Source organism: Streptomyces celluloflavus (genome assembly GCA_000720995.1).
GTDB classification, from domain to species: Bacteria; Actinomycetota; Actinomycetes; order Streptomycetales; family Streptomycetaceae; genus Streptomyces; species Streptomyces celluloflavus.
The window spans coordinates 65933-87671 of sequence record JOEL01000023.1 but is presented as its reverse complement, the minus strand read 5'-3'; the positions used below and the strand labels follow the sequence as shown (position 1 = coordinate 87671).

Sequence of the window (21739 nt, the reverse complement as noted above, 5' to 3'; positions counted from 1 at the left end):
CGTAGCCCGTGCCCGCTACGCCAAGGGAGAGAGCGTCACCGCCATCGCCAAGGCGCTCGGAGTGCACCGGGCCACCCTCTACCGGCACCTTGCCGACAGTGCCTGAGGCAGGCGCTCAGGAGCACAGTCAGGCGCTCACCTCGGAGTGCACGGGGACGGGCGGGCGCACTCCAGTGAGGGCTTCCGCGCGGGCAACGAGGTGGGGCGCAAGGTCGGAGTACCAGCCACGGGCTACGGCTTGCAGCATCTCCGCCAGGGCTGCGAGTTCTCCGATTCGGCCAGCGGGGGTGTCCAGGACCGCAGCGAACTCCTGCCGGATACGGTCGGCCACGTCAGGGACAAGCAAGCTGTTGACGTGGAGGAGGCCCGCGTCGTAGCCCAGGGGCACCAGCCCCCACCGCTCCCAGTCCAACAGGCACAGGGGTGCGCCGGTGAGGTTGCCCCAGTGCAGATCACCATGACCGGTCACCCGCTCCACCTTGACGGGGGCCGGGATACCGAGGAACTGAGGGAAGGCCCGCTCAATCCACCCGTCCCGGACGGTCACCTTCACCCCCTCGGCCTCAGTGAGCAGGGCAAGGGCTTGGCGAAGGTCCGTCCACCACTCATCCGGCAACCCCGGGTCGTTGTCGATGTCGGCCCGATGCGGGGACACCACGGGCTGCGTCACGTAGTCCAGGACTTCCGCCTCGAAAGCCCACTCGTCGTCAGTCCAGTCGTGCACCCCGTACAGGCGGGGGCGCGGAACGCCTTCGGGTACGAACAGGGAGGCTCCCACGATGCCTTCCCCCCGCTTCCTGCCCGCGTTCCTCTTCGCTGATCGGCTGACCCGTAGCCACCGGTCCCCCGCTCGGCGCCCGAGGGTGACGCCGAGGAAGCCCCATGCCAGCGGCCCCGTGCAGGTGAGACCCAGAGCCTTGGCCGCCCGGTTGTGGGCGGCCTCCATCAGGGCCTGTACCTCCTCATTCAGAGGCGAGTTCATCCGTTACCTTCCTGAGTTCCTGGGCCGTCAGAGGCGCAGCCAGAGCCTTGGCTACATCGTCCCAGTGCTCGCGAGTGCTCGCTGAACTCAGGACAACATCGAGGCCAGGGCACGAGCCAGCGGCCAGCAGGGCAGCGGCTGCGGCTGACAGGCCGGGGCGGATGAGGTTCACCAGTTCGGGTGTCATGGCGTCGAGGAGTTCGCCCCCGTGCAGGGGGGCCGAGCCGAACGTGATCACCCCCGCGTCCTTCGCCTGCACCAGCGGTCCACCGCCGTCGAGTGCCTGCCTGATCACGTCATCCATGACCAGGCTGACGGGCACCTGCAAGCCCGTGAAGTGATGTCCGGCGGAGCCTGCCGCCTGCCGGGCGAGCGCGAGCAACTCGGAAACAGTGAAGGCTTCGGAGCCCATGCCCGACCATGTGGCGACGCCGTACCCGCCGATCCTGCCCGCATGGGCGAACTCTTCCAGCGCTGCGAAGGCTTCCCGCACACGCCCGAGGAGAGCGGCACGGTCACAGTCGTGTGCGTGATGCTCCGGGTTGTGCACGAAGACCATGTCCACGCGGCCGAGCGCGGCCAACGAACGCTCCGTCTGCCAGCGGACGAAGCCCCGTTCAAGGCTGTGCCTACCAGCCGACTCGCCCTGGGTGAGCACGCCGTCAGCCAGAGCTCTGCACCCTTGTTCCGCAGTGAAGAACCCCGTCTTCGTGGCTACTCGAACGGTCGGGTACTCCCCCAGGAGTGGGCTCAACTCCTCATGCGCCCGACCATGGGCGTAGTTGGGTGCCGTGTCCACCCAGGGGCTACCGGCGGCCAGGGCGGTGCGTGCCGCCTGGCTGACGGCACGCACGCGGTATGTCCCAAGGGAGAGCACGGCGGTCACAGCGCGGTCCCCACGACTGCGACGGCATGGCCTTCGATGAGGGTCGAGACCAGTTCGGCCACGTCCTTGACTTCCAGTCCGGCGGAGTCGGCCATCTCACCGAGTGTGGTCGGCCGGTTGGTCAGCAGTGTGCCCAGCGCGGGCGTTGCGGACTCGGCGAAGTCCCATGCAGTACCGGCCGCCGAGAAGGTGACTGTGTTCTGCTCGGGGTTCGCCGTCAGGCGGCCCCTCGGCGCGGTGAGCTTGACCGTGATCTCCGATCGTGCGGGGAGCCCGTCCACGTACGGGAGCGAGGGAATCGCGTGGCCCAGGTCGGTCGTGTCGATCGACTCCGCCCACTGCTCCACGAGGCGCGGGTCCGTCATCATGTCGGCCACCTCACGGCGTATGGCATCGATGAAGTCCGACTGCTGCGCCAACGACCCGAAGCGTGGAATGTCCCTGCGGAGTGCGAGAGAGGCCCGGAGCTGATCGACGACCCAGAGCATTAGGTCGGCACCTGTGTGCGGGACCAAGCCGAACGTCAGGTGCAGCGATTCCGTTCCCTGGTCGGCGGTGACCGCGTGCCACCAACCGCGCGGCAGGTAGAGCACGTCACCCGGGGACAGAACGAGGTCCGCCACAGGGTCGACCTCCGGTTCCTCTGGCGGCTCCACGTCCCGGAAGGTGGGCGCCTCACGGGTCATCCCCCACAGGCGCCATCGCTTCGAGCCGTGCAACTGAACCACGATCACGTCATGGTCGTCCCAGTGCCGGCCGAACCCCTCCCGCTCAGTCCACGAGGCGTAGACGTTGGTCTGAACGGGAGTTCCGAGGAAGCGTTCCAACTCTTCGGCAGCCACGCCTACGGGCCGGTGGATCTTCTCCACCGCATCGAGAACCAACGACGCCCCGTCTCTGAGCTGCGCATGGAAGTCGGACGGCTGGATACGGGACCAGGTGACCGCTCGGCGGTTCGTGGTCGGGATCGCGTAGCGGTGGAGCGGCACCATCTCACCGTCAGCCGACAGGCGGAGCCGGGGCGGCTCCAGCCGCTGTGTGGCGATGATCCGGTTCAGGTCGTCCCAGGAGAAGAGCCCCGCCGTGTCGACGGCGCTGGGGAAGTGTGCGTAGGAGCGGTGGTACGTCTGGGCGAGGAACCTGTCCCCGCCCAGACGCCTCGCCCACGAGGCTGCGTCAAGCACCGTGGGCGCTCCCGTCAGTCGTTGCCGTCGGAACGGCCACTGGTGTTGTCCGACTCCTGCTCGGCGCGAGTGCGTGCAGCCACGATCTTCCGCTTCGCGATAGGCAGGCCACCCCCAGCGGGGGCCACCGAACCGATGTTTTCCTCCACCATCGGACTACCTCTCTTCTCGGGAACTCCTACCGGGAATCCGGCAGGAAGCAAACGGGGACAGCGACGAGTGCGGCGGTTGTCGGACCGCAAGGGGCATCACGCCGACCTCGGCGGCGACGGTCGCCCCGTACACCGAGGACAGCCGCACGGCGGGTACTTGGTCGGGGAACTCAAGATCACCGCGTTGCGCGGGTTCACCTTGACTGTGCGCACCGGGCCGTACGTCCGACCGCCGTCATACGACACCCGCAGCGTCATGCGCCCGGTCATGAGCGCACACCACCGTCAAGGTCGAACGTCTGCCGGTACTCCAGCCCCCGATCCACGCCGTAGCGCACCCGCTCTTCGTTTCGCTCGGTCGCTGTCATGGAGGAAATCATTGGCCCAGAAAGCGGCGGCTGTGTAGTTCTTTCCCGTACTGGACTAAAGATCATGAACGGCAGGCGGCAGCCCACTCCGTCAACAAGGCTCGCGCTTCGGCCCCGAACAGTGCGTACCCCTCCAGTGTCGAGAACAGCTCCAAATGCATTTCGATGTCGCGTGGATCTCTCAGGATCACGACTCCGGTGGTGTTCTCCACAGTGGCCAGGGTGTTGTCGTAGACAGTGAAGGTGTCCATCGGGACTATGGGCTTGTATCCCGCGATTGGGATGACACCGAGCTTCACATTCGGCAGGTAGGTCAATGAGGCCAGCCGGTCAATCTGCATCGCCATCGCGGCCGGGGGCAGTAGTGGCCACCTCACGGCCTGTTCGGTGAGGATGAAGGAGAACTGCTTCTTCGTGTCGTAAAGAACCTCCTGTCGCTCCAATTTTCTCGCGATCGTCTTAGTGACATCAGTCGGTGAATGGGCAAGGCTGGCCCGGATGTACTCAGGGGTGGACAGCAGTCCCGTAATCATCGAGAGCAGGAAGAAACGGAACTCCGTAGAGGAGGATTCGAGCGCGGCAAGTTCGGTCTGCTTCTTCTCCAGCCCCCTTCGCCGCAGCGAGCGCAGGTCTTGCCACTCGGTATTGGCCAGCCTCGCGAGGGCAATGACCTCCTCGATGACCTCGGGCGGAGCAACGACAGCCCGGAGGATTCTCTCCAGGTCGAGCAGGCTCGGTTGCGCTTTCCCGTTCTCGATCCGACTGATCTTCGATTGGGACATGTTGCAACGCCGAGCGAGCCGGTCCCCAGTGAGGCCGGCTCGCTTGCGTAGTTCTTTCAGCAGGGCGGCCAATTCTTGCTTCGGCTGCCCCAACTGTTCAGGGTCGAACGTCACCCGCTCACGTACTCCAGGAATGGAACCGACTCGTTAACGGCAATCCGCTTCCACTGCCTATACGGGTCAGGATCACCCTCGTACAGTTCCCGGTTGATCTGTGTCCCGTCCGCCCGGTAGTTCATCCGGACCACCTTGGACTCATCGAAAATCCAGAAATCCTGATCCGGAAGCCCCGGGTTCGCCCGCTCGGTGAGGTCGAGAATTCGGATATTCTCGCCCGCCTTCACGTGGTGCCGGTAGTAATACTCGAACTCGAACCGGAGGTAGTCCGAGAGTGGGCGGGTCACGACGTGCACCCTGCCGACGCTCTTCCCTTCCGAGGCCCATTGCCGAACCTCGTCCATCCAGGCCGACGTGTAATCGTCCGGGGATTTCTCCCCGGCGAGGAAGCGCTTCACCTTCTCCGCCTCCTGGGGCATGGTGTAGACGGGCAGCGTTTCCAGTCGCCACGCCTCACGCTCCATGGAATCGAAGCAGTCATTCCACGCGTCACCATCCAAGTGCACGGATTGCCTCCCTGAGAACCGCCTCCGGGATTTCCACGAGCCCTTCCCCAGCAGGCGGGGTGAAGGCGGCGGACACGTCGCCCTGCACCACGAACGATCCGGTAGCCGTGCGGTACACGTTCGGACAGTCCTTCTCTCCGCACTCGCCGTTGCCGTTGCCCGTGAGCCGGGTGAGTGCCGAACGTTCGGCCATGCCAAACCCCCTTGCTCTGGCCCCGTTTGGGCCGCCTGGCCAACGACAGTAGAGGGGGTAGCGCTACGCGTCTATGCGTGAACACGACTATGCGTGTCCTTGCATAAACAGGTCCCCGACCGCGCCAGCCCACCCCGGTACACGGTCACGTACGCGACCGTGCAGACTGGGCGTAGCCCCGTGGCGCCGTCCGGGAAGCCTGACCAGGGACGGACGCCTCGGAGGAGGGTTGGTCACATGACCAACGCATGACCAACAGGGCCCCGAAAGCCCCTGAAACAGCAGGAAAGAACAGGAGAAGCGCCCGCCGAAATGAAGCCTGTCAGCGGGCGTTTCCCCAGGTCAGATCGGTTGTGGGCTGGTGCCCGAGTGGAGAGTTCAAGTCCCCCCTCGGACACACAATGCAATATGCACATGTCGGCGGGTTGTGACCGTATGGTCACAACCCGCTGGTTTGCGTGGTGCTTCAGCTCAAGGCTGAGGTTGGCGTAGAGCGGTGCTTTGTTCTCGGGGGCCGCGGCTTGGAGTCGGTCGGCCATGTTGCCGAGGGTCTTGATCATGTGGTGGATCTGGCCGTCGGCGAGGATCTACCGTCGATTGCGTGACGCTGTGGCGAGCTGTCGTCGGGCAGTGGTCTGCGCGTTTTGGGCTTCGGTGATCCATCCCGCGACGAGGGTGGGGTTTGCTCCGGCGTCGAGGGCGGCCGCGGCACCGACGGCCGCCTCTTCCCCTGGGGCGACGCCCCCGACCTCGAAGCTGTCAACCGCGTCGACGCATGAACCGGACGCCTCGTAGTCACGTGCCAGGCATGGAAAGCCGAATACGACCGCAACCAACTCGCAGAAGCCTGGGTCGCACCCGTCGACGCACACCCAGCCAACTGCTGCCCTTTCGGTATCCGCGGCATGGTCGGCAACGTCTGGGAACGGACCGCCACCAGCCTCAACGACCCTGGCGAAGCAGTAATCTGCGGCGGCTCGTACGGCAACCCGCTGCGCGCCGTCCAAGCCAGCGTCAAGGCCCTGTACCGGCGGCGTGGTGCCAGCAACGTCGTGGGCTTCCGTTGCGCCCAAGACCTCTAGCCACTGTCCGGGTGGACAGCCGACACCTGAGAGGAGCGAAGTGAGCAACGCCAGACCGCAGGCTGTCGTGGACAGTCCACCGCCATGCCGATCAGGACGAAGGCGGCCAGGGCGATGGTGAGCACCGGCACGCTGGCACTGGCGAACAGCGCCGTTCCCATGAGGTACCCGGCGCCGACGGGACAGCGGCTTGATGCCGAGCCGGTTCCGCACCAGCAGCAGTTCCTCGGTGTGACTGTCCCAGAGCGCGAACGCGTACACGCTCGACGAATTTCGCACCCCACTCCAGATAGGCGCGCAGTACGACCTCCGTATCGCTGCGGGTGCGGAAGCGGTGACCGGACAGCACCAACTCCTCACGGATTTCCGCGAAGTTGTAGACCCCTCCGCTGTAGCTGAGCGCCACGTGCGGAACACCGTCGCCGTCGGTCTTTGGTGAAGGCATCGGCTGGCGGCCGCCGGAGATGTCGATGACGGCCAGCCGCCGGTGACCGAGCGCCATATGCGCATGAGTCCACAGACCTTCGTCGTCCGGGCCGTGGCAGGCCATGGTGGCCGTCATTCGCTGTGCCGTCGCACGCTCCCGGAATATGCCGCGTGTGAAATCAACCCATCCGGCGATGCCGCACATGTCAGTCCTTCCCTGATTATTGAGAGCGGATACTGGAGAGCCGGGCAGTCCTGTGCCTGTGGAATAGTGCGTTCGGCAGTAGGAGGGGCGCGGATTTCGGGTCAATGTGATTTTGGCCCGCGATTGTCCGGCCCTGTACTGCGCAAACGGCGCGCTGCACGAACAGTGCGGGTGCGGTGCCGGCGTCGGGCGCCCGGGTGCGGAGGGTGCGGGCGCGCGGAAGGACGTAGGGCCGGGGCGTTGTTCGGGGTCTCGCGGGCCACTGTGCGCCGGCGGTTCACCGTGTGTACGGAGGCGGGGCTGCGGCGTCAGCCGCACCGGGCAGGGCCGGACGGGCTCGGCGCCGGCGGGGCCCCGACCGCGCCTTTCGCGGTGCTGCCCATGTCTACGTGGCGGAGCAGGACAGGTTCACGCGAAGGCCGCTCCTATGTCCGCCTGATGGGGCAGACCCTGATCCCTTTCGAGATGCTGTTCGGTGATCGGCTCATACTTGCCGGTGGCCGTACTGTGCTCCGAGGGGGGTGAGGTCGGGCTCGCCGAACCGGGTGCACAGGAGGTGGAATGCGTGGAGTTTGTCCCCGCCGAATTTCTCTAGGTGCACACCGTAAGAGCTGGCTGTGAGGAACGTCGGCGGTGTGGTTTTGCTGTGAAACTTGTCCGCGTACATCACCAATTGCTCTTCGGCGGTCTCGGCCAGGTAATCGGCCTCGGGGAGGTCCAGTCCGTTTTCGCGTATGTCGTGCCTGGTGATGCCGACTCCGGTGTGGCAGGAGCAGAAACGGCGGAGTCGCTCCGGGAAGCCCTCCTGGCGGAGGATCTCGTGGCCGAGGATTCCGTGGCGGAGGTAGCTGCTGTGATCAAGCCGTCCGGTGCGGTCGTAGAGCCGGTAGACGCCGATGTCGTGGAGCAGCGCACCGACACGCACAAGCGCGGCATCAAGCGGGAGAACGGTGTCTGCCATCAGCTGTTCCGCGATGCGGGAGACGATCTCGCAGTGGGTGTATACGAGATCGAATGCCTCACGTGTGGGCGCGTACTTTTCGTGCAGTGCACGTATCTCTTGGGTCGTCGGCAGGATCACCATGGCAGCGTAACAATCCTTCGCGCGGCGGAGCGAAGGCGTTCGCCCCGGTCGGCGAAGCAGGGCTTGAGGCGGCTTACGCCGAAGAGGGAAGGCGAGCTGAGCGGGGGAATCAGGCTTGCCCTGGAGCGGACTCCAAGTCGTAAGGTCGCGGCGTTCAAGTTGATGACGGGCAAGGAGAGTTCATGCGCCACCGCGTTCTGGGCGGGACCGGTATCGAGGTCAGTCCTTACTGTCTCGGTACCATGATGTTCGGTTTCGTTGGTAACTCCGACCACGACGAGTGTGTCCGGATCATCCACGCCGCGCTCGACGAGGGGATCAATTTCGTCGACACCGCCGATATGTACTCGGCAGGGGAGTCGGAGACGATAGTCGGCAAGGCGTTGAAGGGCCGTCGCGACGAGGTGGTACTGGCAACCAAGGTCCATTTCCCCATGGGGGACGGCCCCAACCGGGGTGGCAACTCGCGGCGTTGGATCGTCCGGGAGGTGGAGGACAGTCTGCGGCGGCTGGGCACGGACTGGATCGATTTGTACCAGGTGCATCGGCCGGACCATACGACCGATATCGAGGAGACGCTCTCCGCGCTGACCGATCTCGTGAGCCAGGGCAAGATCAGGGCGTTCGGCTGCTCCACGTTCCCCGCGGACGAGATCGTCGAGGCGTACCACGTGGCCGACCGCCGGGGGCTCCAGCGGTTCCGCACCGAGCAGCCGCCATACTCGCTGCTGGCCCGAGGCGTGGAGAGGCATATGTTGCCGGTGGCGCAGCGCCTGGGCATGGGGGTGCTGACCTGGAGCCCGTTGGCCTCGGGGTTCCTGACCGGGCGTTACCGCAAGGGCCGGGCTCTCGATCTGAGCAGTGGACGCCCCACCCTGAACCCGGACCGCTTCGATCCGTCGGCGCCGCGCACCGCCGCGAAGCTGGAGGCCGTCGAGCAGCTCGTCGCCGTGGCCGAGGAAGTGGGCTGCACGCTGCCGGAGTTGGCCATCGCCTTCCCGCTCGCGCATCCTGCCGTCACGTCGGTGATCATCGGCCCGCGCACGATGGAGCAGCTGCGGTCCACCCTCAAGGGCACCTCGGTGGTGCTGGACGACGCCGTCCTCGACCGGATCGACGAGATCGTCCCGCCCGGCACCGACCTCTATCCGCCGGACGGCGCCTGGACTCCGCCGACGCTCACCACGCCGGAGCTCCGGCGACGCCCGGCCGGAGCCAGGTCCGCCGCCTGAGGCCGGCCCCGGCGGGAGTCCGGCGGGAGTCCGGCGATGTGTGCCGGCTCCTGGGGCGGTCCGATGCGCGGCGGCCAGGCGGCCAGGCGCTCGGCCGGTCCTGCCGCGGGCCGACGACCAAGGTCCGGCTCGCCCGTGGACCGACCGACCGGCCCACCGGCCCACCGGCCGAGGTGACGTGGCGGACTCCGCGCGCCTCCGGCCCCCGGGACGCTGTCCGGGACCGCACCACAGGGCGAGGCCGCCCGACTGCCCGCCCCTCCGCGAGAGCCGCCCGCCCCTCCGCAAGAGCCGACAGCGCGTCCGTGAGACCCGGCAGTGCGTCAGCAGAAGTCGACAGCCGCGTCCGTGAGCCTCCCGCGTCAGGCCATCAGGCGAAGCCCGCCGTCCGCCGCACCTCGCCCATACGCCTCGCGAAGTGCCGCCATAAGGGCCACCTCTGGTCGCCGAAACGGCCCTGACCTGCGTCGCAGCAGCGCGGCGCACGTCGCGAAGCCCGTTGGCCGCGCAGAATTCCCGTATCAATGGCGGCTCCCGGCAGCGCCTGTGGCGGTGACGGAATCCGCGGCGCGGATCCGCGCTTGCCGATGCGCGTCAGCTCACGAACGAGATAGCTCACGAACGAGACAGCTCACGAACGAGATGAGGGAGGAGCGGTCGCGGCGCGGTCGGGTCGCGGGGTGCTCGGCCCTCCGATGCGAAGGACGGCTCATGGATTCTTTTGATCTGACCGGACGCGTGGCCCTGGTGACCGGAGCGACCAGTGGTATCGGCGCCGCCACCGCGGCACTGCTCGCCGAGCGGGGTGCGCATGTGGTGGTCGCGGGCCGTGACCGTTCCCGCGGCGAGTCCGTGGTCGGTGCCATCAGGGACCGCGGCGGCAAGGCCGACTTCCTCGCCGCGGACCTGCGCAAGGCGGAGTCGGTGCGACAACTGGCGCGGGAAGCGGAAACCCTGGGCGGGGGCCGGGTCGACATCCTGGTCAACAATGCGGGCAGCTACCCCTTCGGCCCCACCGAGGAGGCGCGGGAGCACGACATCGACGCCGTCTACGAACTCAATGTGAAGGCCCCCTTCCATCTGGTCGCGGCGCTCGCCCCGGCGATGGCCGAACGGGGCGGCGGCGCGATCGTCAACCTCAGCACGATCGCCGCCGAGAGCGGTATGACGGGGATGGCGCTGTACGGGTCGAGCAAAGCGGCCGTGGAGCTGCTGACCAAGGCGTGGGCCGCCGAGTACGGCCCGCGCGGTGTGCGGGTCAACGCCGTCCGGCCCGGCCCGGTACGTACCGAGGGCACCGCCGGTATGGGTGAGGACCTCGACGTCCTGGCGGCCCAGGCCCCGGCGGGCCGCGTGGCCGCACCGCAGGAGATCGCCGAGGCGATCGCCTATCTGGCCAGCGATGCGGCGAGCTTCGTCCACGGCGTGGTGCTGCCCGTCGACGGCGGACGCACCGCCGTCTGAGCCCGGTCGGCGGGCCGCCCGGTGTCCCCGGCCCCGGAACCGGCGGCGAGGACACCGGACGGAACGCCGGCGGTCCGTCCGCCCACCCGGTCCGGAGCCCCGTGGCCCCGCCGCCCCGCTCCCGCCGCGACCGCCACCGTGCGCCGCCGCCCGCCACCGCGGCGCGCCCTCACGCGTACGGAACGACCGCGACCGGCGCCGGGCAGTGGTGCAGGACCGCGTGTGCGACGTGCCCGATGCGGGGCGGGCCGACCCAGGAGCGGCCGGTCCGCCGGCCGATGACGACGAGTCCGGCCTCGGCGCCCGCCGCCACGAGGTGACGGGCCGGCGGGCCGGACGCGGACTGCTCGATCACGTCGATACCGGGGTACTTCTCCCGCCACGGCCGCAGCGCGGTGCGCATCGTCTCGGTCTGCTCCGCCGCCATGTCGGCCCGCAGGGTCGGGCGCACCCCGGCGCCGTAGGCGATGTAGGCAGGCGGATGCCAGCCGTGCACCACCCGGAGCGGGGCCGCCCGGAGCGCCGCGGTGTCGAAGGCGAACCGGATCACCTCCGCGCACGGTCGGCTCAGATCCAGGCCGAGCACCACCGGACGGTAGGCCATCGCCGCCGGGGGCCGGCCGTCCGTCGCGGGCCGGTGCTCGTCGTCGGCCGTCGTCCCGGCGCGGACGAAGACGACCGGCCGCTCGCTGTGCGCGGCCGTGGACAGCCCGACGGAGCCGAGGAGGAAACCGGCGAGGGTGCCGATCCGGGCGCTGCCCATGGCCAGCAGCTCCGCCTCCCGGGCCGCGTCGCACAGCACCTCCGGGGGCGGGCCCGTGCGGTGGTCCGTGGTGATGTCCAGGTCCGGATAGCGGTTGCGGAGATCCGCGGCGGCCTCGCGGGGCACGCGCTCGGACCACTGCCGGGGTCCCTCCGTCCCCGCGAGCGGCGCGTTCGTGTAGGGCTGCCACTCCCAGGCGTGGACGAGGCAGAGCGGCAGCTCCCGGCGCAGCGCCTCCCGGGCACCCCAGTCGGCGGCGGCGAGGCTCGCGGGGGAGCCGTCCAGTCCGACGGTCACGGGGCGGGTCATGGCGCACCTCCGGGCGGCGAGCGGTTCCACGGTTCACCTCCCACGGTCGTCCGGTACGCGCGCGGCTCGCGAGGGGCCGCAGGGCCCCCACCCGGGCCGACCGGCCCACCCGGCGGTACGGACCGGCACCGGAATCGGTGCGCCCCGTCAGCTGCCGGGCAGGTCGAGCCGGCAGCTCGTGCCGGGGGCGACCGTGAACGTGTGGCCGCCGAGCTTCACCCGCAACGGGGCGTGGCCCGATTCCGGTACCGCCAGGTACACCTGCTTGGCCCGGATGTGCAGGTCGATGTCCCAGTGGCGCAGATAGCGCAGCCGTACCCCGAACTCCGAGAGCTGGGGGATCGGCGCCGGGGCGAGCCACAGCGCGCCGTCGCGGGTCTCCAGGCCGGTCATCCCGCGCTGGACGAGATCCAGCGTGCCCGCCATCGCGCCCAGGTGGATGCCCTCGGCGGTGGTGCCGCCCTGGAGGTCCGCCACGTCCCCGGTCAGCGCCTCCTCGCAGTACGTCCAGGCGTCGGCCCGGCGGGCCCGTGCCAGCACCCAGGCGTGCACCAGGGCGCTGAGCGTCGATCCGTGGCTGGTGCGGCGCAGGTAGTAGTCGACGGTGGTGTGCCAGATGTCGTCGTCGAGGGGGTAGCCGAGCTGCCGGAACACCCCGGCGAGTTCCGCCGGTGAGAAGAGGTAGCCCAGCATCAGCACATCGGCCTGCTTGGACGCCTGGTAGCGGTTGGGGGTGTCGTCCTCCGCCTCCAGGATCCGGTCCAGCCGCCGGATGTCCCCGTACCGCTTCCGGTAGCCCTCCCAGTCGAGCTCCGCCAGATCGCCGTAGCCCGCGAACTGGCTGATGACCCCGCGGTGGTGCGGCACATGGAGCCGGTGTGCGATGTCCTCCCAGCGTTCCCGCTCGTCCGGACCGAGCCGGATGCGCTCGAACAGCTGCTGCCGCCGGGTCTCGGGGAGGGTGTGGCAGAGCTCCAGCGCGCGCCGCAGCACCCAGGCCGCGGTGACGTTCGTATAGGTGTTGTCGTCCAGCCCCGGTTCGGTGGCCGCCGGATAGCCGTCGTGGTACTCGTCGGGACCGACGACCCCGCGGATGCGGTAGCGGCCCAGGGCCGGGTCCCAGACCGAGCCGGCCGCCCAGAAGCGGGCGATCTCCAGCACCATCTCCGCGCCCTTGGTGTGCAGGAACTCCGTATCGCCGCTGGCCTGGCAGTACTGCCACACGTTGTACGCGATCGCCGAGCCGACGTGGTGCTGCAACCGGGAGTGATCGGGCAGCCAGCGGCCCGAGCGCGGGTTGAGATGGACCTCCGGCGCCTCCTCCCGGCCGTCGCTGCCGCTCTGCCAGGGGTACATCGCCCCCGCCCGGCCCGCCTCCCGCGCCGACCGGCAGGCCGCGGACAGCCGGCGGTGGCGGTAGCCGAGCAGGGCCCGGGAGACCTCCGGCAGATGCAGGTTCAGGAACGGCAGCACGAAGAGCTCGTCCCAGAAGACGTGCCCGCGGTACGCCTCGCCGTGCAGGCCCCGCGCCGGTACCCCGACGTCCAGCTCGGCCGAGTGCGGCGAGAGGGTCTGGAGCACATGGAAGAGGTGCAGCCGCAGAATCCGGCCCGCCTCACCGGGGACCTCCAGCTTCGTCTGCTGCCAGAGGTGCTCCCAGGCGCGCCGGTGCGCGGCCAGCAGCAGCGGGAACTCCGGAGCCTGGTGCGCGGCGCGGACGGCCGCGCTCACCGCGTTGCCGATCGCCGGGTCGTGGGAGGTGTACAGCGCCACCGTCTTGTCGACGACGGCGTCGGTGCCGGGTCCGACGGGCAGGGTCAGCCCTTGGCGGGCCCGGCGGGCGGTGAGGCAGGCCCGCGGCTTCGCGCTCCCGGGGCCGGCCGCCCGGGTGCGCGCGGCCAGTGCGATACGGATGTCGGAGGTGACGGTGCGGCAGCCCAGCCACACCGTGTCGTCCTGCTCGGAACCGGTCGCCCAGCCGGTCAGATGCCGGTTGGCGAGAGCGCGGTACCGCTCGACACCGGTGTTGCGGACATCCCCGTCGATCCCGGCCACGACCTCCACCCCGCCCGTCCACCCGTCGGCCGTGAACGAGGTGCGCAGCGCGGCCAGATGCGGGTCGCCCATGTGCACCAGGCGGCACTGCGTGACGCTCAGCCGTCGCCCGTCGTCGTCCGCGTAGACCGTCCACCGGGTCAGGGTGCCGTGCCGCAGGTCCAACGTCTGCCGGTGCTCCACCAGTTGTCCGCCGTCGGGGGTCAGCCACGGCCCGGGGGGTACGTCCGCCGGGCACATGCGGTAGCGCAGCGGCAGCCAGTTGGGCAGATTGACCATGTCCTCGTGCTCGACCCGGCGGTCCGCCACGGTGGAGGCCAGCCGGTTGTAGCAGCCCGCCGCGTACGTGCCCGGACCGTGTGTGGGCCCGGCGGGCGTCTCGGACGCGGCGCCGCGGGTGGCGAAGTAGCCGTTGCCGAGGGTGCACAGCGTCTCGCGCAGCCGTTCCTCCGCCGGTTCGTACCCCTCGTACGACCAGGTCCAGTCGCCGGTCATCAGCCCTCCCCGGATGTCAGCAGCTCGCCGGGGTCGCTCACCACGACATCGGCGCCGTGGCGGCGCAGGGCGGCCGTGCCGACCGGGCCGGCCGTGCGGTCCACGCCCACCACGAGGCCGAATCCACCGCGCCGGCCGGCCTCGACACCGGCCAGGGCGTCCTCCACCACGGCGGTGTCGCCGACCGGGACGCCGAGGCGCCGGGCCGCCTCCACGAAGAGCGCCGGGTCCGGTTTGCCCGGCAGCGCCAGCCGCCGCGCCTCGTTGCCGTCCACCACGGCCCGGAAGAGGCCGTCGATGCCCGCCGCGGCGAGCAGCTCGGCCGCGTGGCGGGACGCCGAGACGGCCGCGCACGGTATCCGCCGGCGCCGCAGCGCGTGCAGCAGGCGTACGGTGCCGGGCCAGGCGACGATGCCCTGCGCGCGCAGCAGCCCGGTGAACAGTTCCTCCTTGCGGGCCGCGACGGCCCACACCGTGGCGGTGCCCGGCGGGTCGGCGGGGTCACCGAACGGCAGGTCCAGCCCCCGGGACGCGAGGAATCCGGCGGCCCCGTCCTGCCGGGAGCGGCCGTCGACATACCGGCGGTAGTCGTCCACCGGGTCGAACGGCCGCTGCCCGCCCACGGCCGACAGACAGGCGTCGAAGGCGCCCTGCCAGGCCGCGGCGTGGACCCGGGCGGAGTCGAGGATGACTCCGTCGGTGTCGAAGACCACGGCCCGCAGTGAACGCAGACAGTCGGCCAGGGACGGCGCGTCGCCCATGATGGCGGATCCCTCCCTCCGTCAGGGGGTCCTCTCCATGGCACCACGGCCCCCGGCCGCGGGCGCGTCGCGCGGGAGCGGCGGCGGGGCCCGGCGCAGCCGCCCCCGGCAGGGCCGATTGGTCCTCGGGCGGTCCCGGAAGGCCCCTGTGACCGGGCCCCGCACCGTCCGATGATGGGAGTGCCGCCCGCGAGAGCCGGGCCGCGCGGCCGCCGTCCGCACCGGCCGCCCGGCGGGGCGGGCGCCGAAGGAGGGCGTGCGATGAAGCCACGGAGGGTCGGCAGCGTGATGACCGGCGAGGTGGTCCGGGCGCTGCGCGCGACCCCGCGCGAGGACCTCCAGCGGTGGCTGGCCGAGTACGACGTCGGCGCGCTGCCGGTGGTGGACGCCGACGAGCGGGTGGCCGGGGTCGTCTCCGCGGCCGATCTGCGGCGCGTCCGGCGGACCGGCGGCGCGGGACCGCCGACCGCGGGGGAGCTGATGTCCGTCCCGGCGATCACCATCCGGGCGGACGACTCCCTTGTCCGGGCGGCCCGCCTGCTGACCGAGCACCGCATCGGGCGGCTGCCGGTCGTGGACGAGGAGGCCCGCCTGGTCGGCATCGTCACCCGGCGCGACCTGTTGCAGATCTTCTGCCGGCCGGATGCGGACATCCGCGACGAGGTCCTCGACGAGATCATGGTCCGCACCCTGTGGCTGGGCCCGCACCGGGTGCAGGTCTCGGTGCGCGGCGGCGTGGTGGCGCTGAGCGGCTGCCTGGAGAGCAGCGGCGACGCGGCCGTGGCCGTACGGATGACGCGCCAGGTCCACGGCGTGATCGCGGTGGTGGACCGGCTGACGTACCGCCGCGCGGCCGCGTACCACCAGCCGGGGGAGACCACCACGCGCACCGCGGCCGCGCCCGGCCGGGGACGGCACAGCGGCGGCGGCCCGGCCCGCCGGGAGTCCCCGGCCGCCGCCCCGGGACGGAGGACGAGATGACCACGACCAGGAGTCTGCTCGACGTGCTGCCCGCCGGGGCGGCCGAGCGGCTGACCGAGGTGGCGCGCAACGTGTCCCTGCCGCGGGGCACCCGCATCTTCGAGGAGGGCCGCTCGGCGGACCGGTTCTGGGTCATCCGCTCGGGTCTGGTCGCCCTCGACCTGCACGTCCCGGGGCGGCGGGCGGCGGTCGTCGAGACGCTCGGCCGGGACGATCTGGTCGGCTGGTCCTGGCTGTTCCCGCCGTACCTCTGGCACCTGGGGGCGGAGGCGGTGCGTCCGGTGGATGCCGTGGAGTTCGACGCCACGGCGGTGCGCGCACTGTGCGAGGCCGACGCCGTACTGGGCCGCGCGATGTACCGCTATGCCGCGCAGACGGTGGCCGACCGGCTGCACCGCACCCGCACCCGGCTCCTGGAGCTGTACGGGCCACCGGGCAGCGCCGACCGCTGGTGACCGGCGGCGGCCGGCATCCGGCGGGCGCCGCCCCGGCCGGCCCTGGCGCACCTCGGGCACGCACCGCACCATGGGAGACGGGGCGACGCCGGGCGAGCGCGTGGAGGGCGCCATGAGCGACACGGGACAGTTCTCACCGCGGGCGCCCATCCGGGTGTTCCTGCTCGACGATCACGAAGTGGTCCGCCGCGGTGTGCAGGACCTGCTGGACGCGGAGCCCGATATCGAGGTGGTCGGCGACGCGGGCACCGCCGATCACGCGCTGGCCCGGGTGCCGGCGCTGCGGCCGCATGTCGCCGTACTCGATGTGCGGCTGCCGGACGGTGACGGGATCACCGTCTGCCGGCAGCTGCGCTCGCGCCTGCCGGGTCTGGCCTGTCTGATGCTCACGTCGTTCGACGACGACGATGCGCTGCTCGACGCGATCATGGCCGGTGCGGCGGGCTACGTCCTGAAGGAGATCAAGGGCGAGGATCTGGTCGCCGCGGTCCGCACGGTCGCGTCCGGCCGCTCGATGCTCGACCCGGCGACCACGGCGCGGCTGATGAGCAGTCTGCGCGGCCCGGACCCCGGCGCGGAGCACGAGGAGAACGCGCTGTCCGGCCTGTCGCCGCGGGAGCGGGAGATCCTCGGCCTGATCGGCGAAGGGCTGACAAACCGTCAGATCGGCAAGCGGCTCTACCTCTCCGAGAAGACGGTCAAGAACCACATCTCCCGCCTGCTGGCCAAACTCGGCGTCGGGCGCCGCGTCCAGGCGGCGGTACTCGCCACCCGGGCGACCCCGCCGCCGGACCCGGACGCCGGACCGCACCGGAACTGACCGCCCCGCCCCGCCCCGGCCGGGCCCCGGCGCCTCCCGCAGCGCCCCGGCGGCCACACGCGACTACGCCGACCGAGCAGTATGTACCGGTATCTGGGTAACTGCGTGCTTTTATGTCGTCACTCTATGCCGTCAACGCGTGTCGTCAACGGAGGTACTCATCGATGAGCCGAGGACAACAGGAGGACCGGCGCGCGGGAGCGCTGCTGCAGCGGCGACGGCTGCTGGCCGGGGCCGTGCTGGTGCCCGTACTGGCCGGGGCGGGCGTGGCCGCCGCGTGCTCCGGATCCACCGCGCTCAGCGAGCCGGTGAAGGGGAAGCCGGCCAAGCCGGTGCCCACGGCCGAGACGGACTGGCAGGACGTCGCGAAGACACTGGGCCGGGCCGGCACGCTGATCCGGGGGGAGTACCACCACACCGCCTTCCCGCGCGGCGACCTGCACGTGGTCTCCCAGGGGGTCATCGTCAGGCCGGCGCTCGCGCTCGGCTCGCACGTGTCCTTCGTCCGCTACAGCGACGGCATGACGATGGCCATGGGCGATCTGGTGGTCACCGAGTGCGAGTTGCAGTCGCTCAGCGACGCCGTGCATGCGCAGGGGTTCACACAGACCGCGATCCACAAGCACCTGCTCGCCCAGAACCCCGACATCTGGTGGACGCACATCCACGGGCACGGCCCCGACCCGGTGGCCCTGGCCCGCGGTGTGCGCACCATCCTCGACCACACGGACACCCCGCCCCCGGCCCGGCAGAGCGCGCCGGTCCCCCTCGAACTGGACACCGACGGCATCGACGCCGCACTGGGCGCCAAGGGAACCAGCGACGGCGGGGTCCACTCCTGCATCTTCGTCCGCCGCGAGACCATCACCGACGGGGGCCGCGTCCTGCCCTCGGGCCTCGGGGCGACCACCAGCTTCACCTTCCAGCCCCTGGGCAACGGCCGGGCCGCGCTCAACGGTGACTTCGCCATGGTCGCCGGGGAAGTCCAGAATGTTCTCAAGGCGCTGCGCCGCGGCGGGATCGATCTCGTCGAACTCCACAACCACGGCCTGACGGACGAACCCCGCCTGTTCTTCACCCACTTCTGGGCCGTGGACGACGCCGTCAAGCTCGCCCGCGCCCTTCGCGCCGCGGTGGACGCCACGAACAACGCGCCGGCCACCGACGGCGTCGCGTGACGGGCGGCGCCGGGAAGCTCTGACCGGCGTACCCCGGGCCGCCCGCGGCAGCCGCGGCGGGCGGCCCGGGGCCAGGGAAGGAGCAGCCGATGTCGGATGCCGCCACGACCGATCTGTACGAAGTGACCATGGCGCTCTCGTACCTCCGCGAGCGGATGACGCAGCCGGCGACGTTCAGCTGCTTCGTGCGCGACCTGCCGCCCGGCCGGGCCTTCCTGGTCGCCGCCGGCCTGGAATCGGCCCTCGACTTCCTCGCCGGATTCCACGTCGGGGCGGCGGACATCGACACCTTCGCCGAGACCCTGCGCCAGCCGGCCGCGGACCTGGCACCGTTGCGGGACCTGCGCTTCACCGGTGAGGTCAGAGCCGTCCCCGAGGGGCACGTCGTGCTGGCCGGTGAACCGCTGCTGGAGATCACGGCCCCGCTGCCCCAGGCACAGCTCGTCGAGACGTTCGTCCTGAACCAGCTCAGCCATCAGACCGCCATCGCCGCCAAGTGCGCACGGTGCGTCATCGCCGCCCGGGGACATCCGGTCGTCGACTTCTCGCTGCGGCGCACCCACGGCACGGCCGCGGGATACCAGGCGGCCCGGCTCGGCGCCATGGCCGGTTTCGCGGGCACCAGCAACGTGGCGGCGGCCCACGCCGAGCATCTGACGGCCGTCGGCACCATGGCGCACTCCTACATCGAGGCGTTCGAGGACGAGGAGGCCGCCTTCACCGCCTTCGCCCGGTCCCATCCGGGACCGGTGACGTTCCTGGTGGACACCTACGACACGGAGTCCGGCGTCGCGGTGGCGGCGCGGGTGCTGCGCGACCTCGGCCGCACCGACGGTTCCGCCATCCGCCTGGACAGCGGCGACCTCGGGGCGCTCGCGGTGCGCGCACGGGCGGTGCTCGACGAGGCAGGGCTGCACCGCGTCCGCATCGTCGCCAGCGGCGGGCTGGACGAATTCGCCCTGGACGATCTGACGGCGGCGGACGCGCCGATCGACGTCTACGCCGTGGGCACGCGCATCGGCGTCAGCGCCGACGCCCCCTACCTCGACTCCGCCTACAAGCTCGTCGAGTACGACGGCCGGCCCGTGATGAAGCTGTCGTCGGCGAAGGTGACGGCGCCCGGCCGCAAACAGGTGTTCCGCCGCCCCGGCTGCGCCGATGTGATCGGCCTCGCCGACGAGCCGCCGCCCGCCGACGGGGTGCCGCTCCTGGAGACGGTGATGCGGGACGGGGTGCGCACCGGACCGCCCGGCCGGCTGCCGGACGCCGCCCGGCGGCTCGCGGCCGACCTGGCACAGCTCCCGGAAACGGCCCGGTCCATCCGCTCCCCGACACCGGTACGGGCGTCCTTCTCGGGCCCGCTCACGGACCTCGCCGCACGCGTCCGGCACCGGATCGAACACCGCGTCCGGGGCGCCGCCACCCCGCCCGGGGACGGCCGCCGGGCCGACCCGCAGCCGCCTCGGCACACCCCCTGAGGTACCTCAGGCATCCGGGCGGAGCGGTACGCGCCACTCCAGACGGGTGCCGCCGTCCGCCGGCGCCTCGACCGTCAGCGCACCGCCCAGGCTCTCGGCCCGCCGGGCGAGATTGCGCAGCCCGCTGCGGCGGCCGCCCGGACCGATGCCCACCCCGTTGTCCGTGACCCGCAGCGCCAGCGTGCCGTCGCGCGCGGTCAGCGAGACGTCCACGCAGGTCGCGTGCGCATGCCGCGCGGCGTTGCACAGCGCCTCCCCGAGGACGGCGACGACATGGTCGGCGGTGTCCTCGGGGACGTCCGTGTCGATGAGCCCCGCCATGTGGAGGGCGGGCGGGAAACCCAGGGCGCGGGCCGCCTGCTCCACCGCCGTGACGGCGCGGATCCGCAGCCCGTGGGCCGTACGGCCCCGGTCGTGGGTGCGGAGCCCGAAGATGGTCGACCGGATGATTTTGATCGTCTCGTCCAGATCGTCCACCGCGCGCAGCAGCCGCTCACTCGCCTCGGGGTGGTCGACGAAGCGCACCGCGCTCTGGAGCGTCATACCGGTGGCGAAGAGCCGCTGAATGGCCAGATCGTGCAGGTCACGCGCGATCCGGTCGCGGTCCGCGAGCAGCGCGAGCTGCTCGGCGGACTGGCGCTGTTCGGCCAGTTCCATGGCGAGCGCCGCCTGCCCCGCGAACGTCAGCAGCGGCGCGGTCTCCGACGCGGTGAACGCGGCACGCCGCCGGAGGCGGGCCAGCAGGAGGACGCCGCGCACCCGCTCACCCGTGATCATGGGGACCGCGACCGCGGGCCCCAGACCCGCCCAGCGCGAGGGACCCGCGGTGACCTCGGGATGGTGCTCGACATCGAGGCTGAGCAGGGGACCGCCGGCGTCCAGGGCCGCACCGGCGAACGAACCGTCCCGGGGCAGCACCAGACCCTGGTGCGCTTCGGCGTCGACACCGGACGCCAGGACCACACGCAGCGCATGGTCCCCGGTGGGCAGCGCGAGAACACCGAGATCGGCGGCGAGAATGCGCAGCGCGTGGTCGACGATCGTCCGCAGGACGTGCTTCTCGTCCGCCCCCGGCAGCAGACTGCCGGGCAGCAGACCGGCGACGATATCACTGTGCGCCTCCAGCCACTGCTGGCGGCAGCGGGCCTCCTCGTAGAGCCGGGCGTTCTCGATGGCCATCCCCGCGGCCACGGCGAGGGTCGACAGCACCGTCTCGTCCTGCGCGTCGAACTCTCCGCCGCCCCGCTTCTCGGTGAGGTAGAGGCTGCCGAACACCTCGTCGTGCACCGTGATGGGGACGCCGAGGAAGGAGTGCATCGGCGGATGGTTCGGCGGGAACCCGTACGACGAGGGGTGCTCGGACAGCTCCGCCAGCCGCAGCGGAACGGGGTGGCGGATCAGCTCGCCGAGGATGCCGTGCCCGGCCGGCAGCCCGCCGATGGCGCGCTCCTGCTCCGGGCTCACCCCGACGGGCAGGAACTTCGCGAGCCGGGTGCCCTCGCCGACGACGCCCAGCGCACCGTACTCGGCGTCCACGACCACCACCGCCGCCTCGACGATGCGCCGCAGCACCTGCGGCAGGTCCAGCCCCCGGCCCACCGACAGGACGGCTTCGAGCAGCAGATGCGGCGCCTCCTCGCCGGGGCCGCGCCGTACGGCGTCGAGGCGCTCCTGAAGGCCCTCCGGCAGCGCGCCCAGCCGTCGCCGGGCCGCAGCTCTCCGGGCGGTTCCGTTGTCGCCCACCGCACCTCCGGCCGTGGCCCGTACGCCACCGGCAGGGC

General features: G+C 70.9%; 20 protein-coding genes and 2 pseudogenes. 9 read left to right on the top strand and 13 right to left on the bottom strand.

Features of this window, described 5'->3' with window-relative positions:
* Positions 1-106 (top strand): helix-turn-helix domain-containing protein (locus IH09_RS37680; RefSeq protein WP_190233368.1); only part of this gene is annotated, 106 nt, incomplete at its 5' end.
* Between the two features lie 21 nt (positions 107-127).
* On the opposite strand, the gene IH09_RS21715 is transcribed toward IH09_RS37680, so the two are convergent.
* The 7 genes from IH09_RS21715 to IH09_RS37675 all read right to left on the bottom strand — a co-directional run bounded on the left by IH09_RS21715 (position 128) and on the right by IH09_RS37675 (position 5170).
* Positions 128-982, bottom strand: coding sequence for a hypothetical protein (locus tag IH09_RS21715; protein WP_052858898.1), 855 nt, complete (start codon positions 980-982; stop codon positions 128-130).
* Positions 963-1868 (bottom strand): aldo/keto reductase, encoded by a 906-nt coding sequence (locus IH09_RS21710; RefSeq protein ID WP_052858896.1) that lies wholly within the window; start codon positions 1866-1868, stop codon positions 963-965. The genes IH09_RS21715 and IH09_RS21710 overlap by 20 nt, the downstream gene beginning before the upstream one ends.
* Entirely contained in the window at positions 1865-3052 is a 1188-nt protein-coding gene (locus IH09_RS21705) for a JmjC domain-containing protein (RefSeq protein WP_052858894.1), read from the bottom strand. The genes IH09_RS21710 and IH09_RS21705 overlap by 4 nt, the downstream gene beginning before the upstream one ends.
* 14 nt (positions 3053-3066) lie before the next feature.
* Positions 3067-3204 carry a hypothetical protein gene (locus IH09_RS39220; RefSeq protein ID WP_190233367.1) on the bottom strand — a complete coding sequence of 46 codons (138 nt, stop codon included), beginning with the start codon at positions 3202-3204 and terminating at the stop codon, positions 3067-3069.
* 430 nt (positions 3205-3634) lie between these two features.
* Positions 3635-4468 (bottom strand): Scr1 family TA system antitoxin-like transcriptional regulator, encoded by an 834-nt coding sequence (locus IH09_RS21700; protein WP_052858892.1) that lies wholly within the window; start codon positions 4466-4468, stop codon positions 3635-3637.
* Positions 4465-4977, bottom strand: a complete 513-nt coding sequence (locus tag IH09_RS21695) for a DUF6879 family protein (RefSeq protein WP_052858889.1) — start codon at positions 4975-4977, stop codon at positions 4465-4467. Before IH09_RS21695 ends, IH09_RS21700 begins: the two co-directional genes overlap by 4 nt.
* A complete protein-coding gene (locus IH09_RS37675) occupies positions 4961-5170 on the bottom strand; it encodes a hypothetical protein (protein WP_110952485.1) in 210 nt (69 codons plus the stop codon). The genes IH09_RS21695 and IH09_RS37675 overlap by 17 nt, the downstream gene beginning before the upstream one ends.
* A gap of 818 nt (positions 5171-5988) precedes the next feature.
* On the opposite strand from IH09_RS37675, the pseudogene IH09_RS40065 reads away from it, so the two are divergent.
* A pseudogene (locus tag IH09_RS40065) lies at positions 5989-6252 on the top strand (SUMF1/EgtB/PvdO family nonheme iron enzyme); the annotation flags it as partial.
* A gap of 183 nt (positions 6253-6435) precedes the next feature.
* Here IH09_RS40065 and IH09_RS37665 read toward each other — a convergent pair.
* Both IH09_RS37665 and IH09_RS21690 read right to left on the bottom strand, forming a co-directional pair.
* Positions 6436-6883, bottom strand: a pseudogene (locus IH09_RS37665) (asparagine synthetase B family protein); the annotation flags it as partial.
* 484 nt (positions 6884-7367) lie between these two features.
* Positions 7368-7967, bottom strand: coding sequence for an HDIG domain-containing metalloprotein (locus IH09_RS21690; RefSeq protein WP_110952484.1), 600 nt, complete (start codon positions 7965-7967; stop codon positions 7368-7370).
* Positions 7968-8149: 182 nt separating this feature from the next.
* On the opposite strand from IH09_RS21690, the gene IH09_RS21685 reads away from it, so the two are divergent.
* Both IH09_RS21685 and IH09_RS21680 read left to right on the top strand, forming a co-directional pair.
* On the top strand, positions 8150-9199 hold the full coding sequence (locus IH09_RS21685; protein WP_052858886.1) for an aldo/keto reductase: 1050 nt from the start codon (positions 8150-8152) through the stop codon (positions 9197-9199).
* Positions 9200-9910: 711 nt separating this feature from the next.
* On the top strand, positions 9911-10663 hold the full coding sequence (locus IH09_RS21680) for an SDR family NAD(P)-dependent oxidoreductase (protein ID WP_110952483.1): 753 nt from the start codon (positions 9911-9913) through the stop codon (positions 10661-10663).
* Between the two features lie 169 nt (positions 10664-10832).
* Here the strand turns inward: IH09_RS21680 and IH09_RS21675 are convergent, their stop codons facing one another.
* The 3 genes from IH09_RS21675 to IH09_RS21665 form a co-directional block, all read right to left on the bottom strand.
* Positions 10833-11735 carry a universal stress protein gene (locus IH09_RS21675; RefSeq protein WP_052858884.1) on the bottom strand — a complete coding sequence of 301 codons (903 nt, stop codon included), beginning with the start codon at positions 11733-11735 and terminating at the stop codon, positions 10833-10835.
* A gap of 147 nt (positions 11736-11882) precedes the next feature.
* Positions 11883-14285, bottom strand: coding sequence for a glycoside hydrolase family 65 protein (locus IH09_RS21670; RefSeq protein WP_052858882.1), 2403 nt, complete (start codon positions 14283-14285; stop codon positions 11883-11885).
* Positions 14285-15046, bottom strand: a complete 762-nt coding sequence (locus IH09_RS21665; protein WP_052858880.1) for an HAD family hydrolase — start codon at positions 15044-15046, stop codon at positions 14285-14287. Before IH09_RS21665 ends, IH09_RS21670 begins: the two co-directional genes overlap by 1 nt.
* 261 nt (positions 15047-15307) lie before the next feature.
* On the opposite strand from IH09_RS21665, the gene IH09_RS21660 reads away from it, so the two are divergent.
* The 5 genes from IH09_RS21660 to IH09_RS21640 all read left to right on the top strand — a co-directional run bounded on the left by IH09_RS21660 (position 15308) and on the right by IH09_RS21640 (position 19958).
* Complete coding sequence (locus IH09_RS21660; RefSeq protein WP_110952482.1) at positions 15308-16027, top strand: CBS domain-containing protein; 720 nt, start codon at positions 15308-15310, stop codon at positions 16025-16027.
* The gene (locus IH09_RS21655) at positions 16024-16482 is read left to right on the top strand and encodes a Crp/Fnr family transcriptional regulator (protein ID WP_052858878.1); all 459 of its coding nucleotides are present in this window, start codon (positions 16024-16026) and stop codon (positions 16480-16482) included. The genes IH09_RS21660 and IH09_RS21655 overlap by 4 nt, the downstream gene beginning before the upstream one ends.
* A 112-nt stretch (positions 16483-16594) precedes the next feature.
* Entirely contained in the window at positions 16595-17302 is a 708-nt protein-coding gene (locus IH09_RS21650; protein WP_052858876.1) for a response regulator, read from the top strand.
* A 164-nt stretch (positions 17303-17466) separates the two neighbouring features.
* Positions 17467-18480, top strand: coding sequence for a DUF1259 domain-containing protein (locus IH09_RS21645; RefSeq protein WP_052858874.1), 1014 nt, complete (start codon positions 17467-17469; stop codon positions 18478-18480).
* An 89-nt stretch (positions 18481-18569) separates the two neighbouring features.
* The gene (locus tag IH09_RS21640) at positions 18570-19958 is read left to right on the top strand and encodes a nicotinate phosphoribosyltransferase (protein ID WP_052858872.1); all 1389 of its coding nucleotides are present in this window, start codon (positions 18570-18572) and stop codon (positions 19956-19958) included.
* Positions 19959-19964: 6 nt separating this feature from the next.
* On the opposite strand, the gene IH09_RS21635 is transcribed toward IH09_RS21640, so the two are convergent.
* The gene (locus IH09_RS21635; protein ID WP_052858870.1) at positions 19965-21701 is read right to left on the bottom strand and encodes a GAF domain-containing protein; all 1737 of its coding nucleotides are present in this window, start codon (positions 21699-21701) and stop codon (positions 19965-19967) included.
* Positions 21702-21739: the final 38 nt, after the last annotated feature.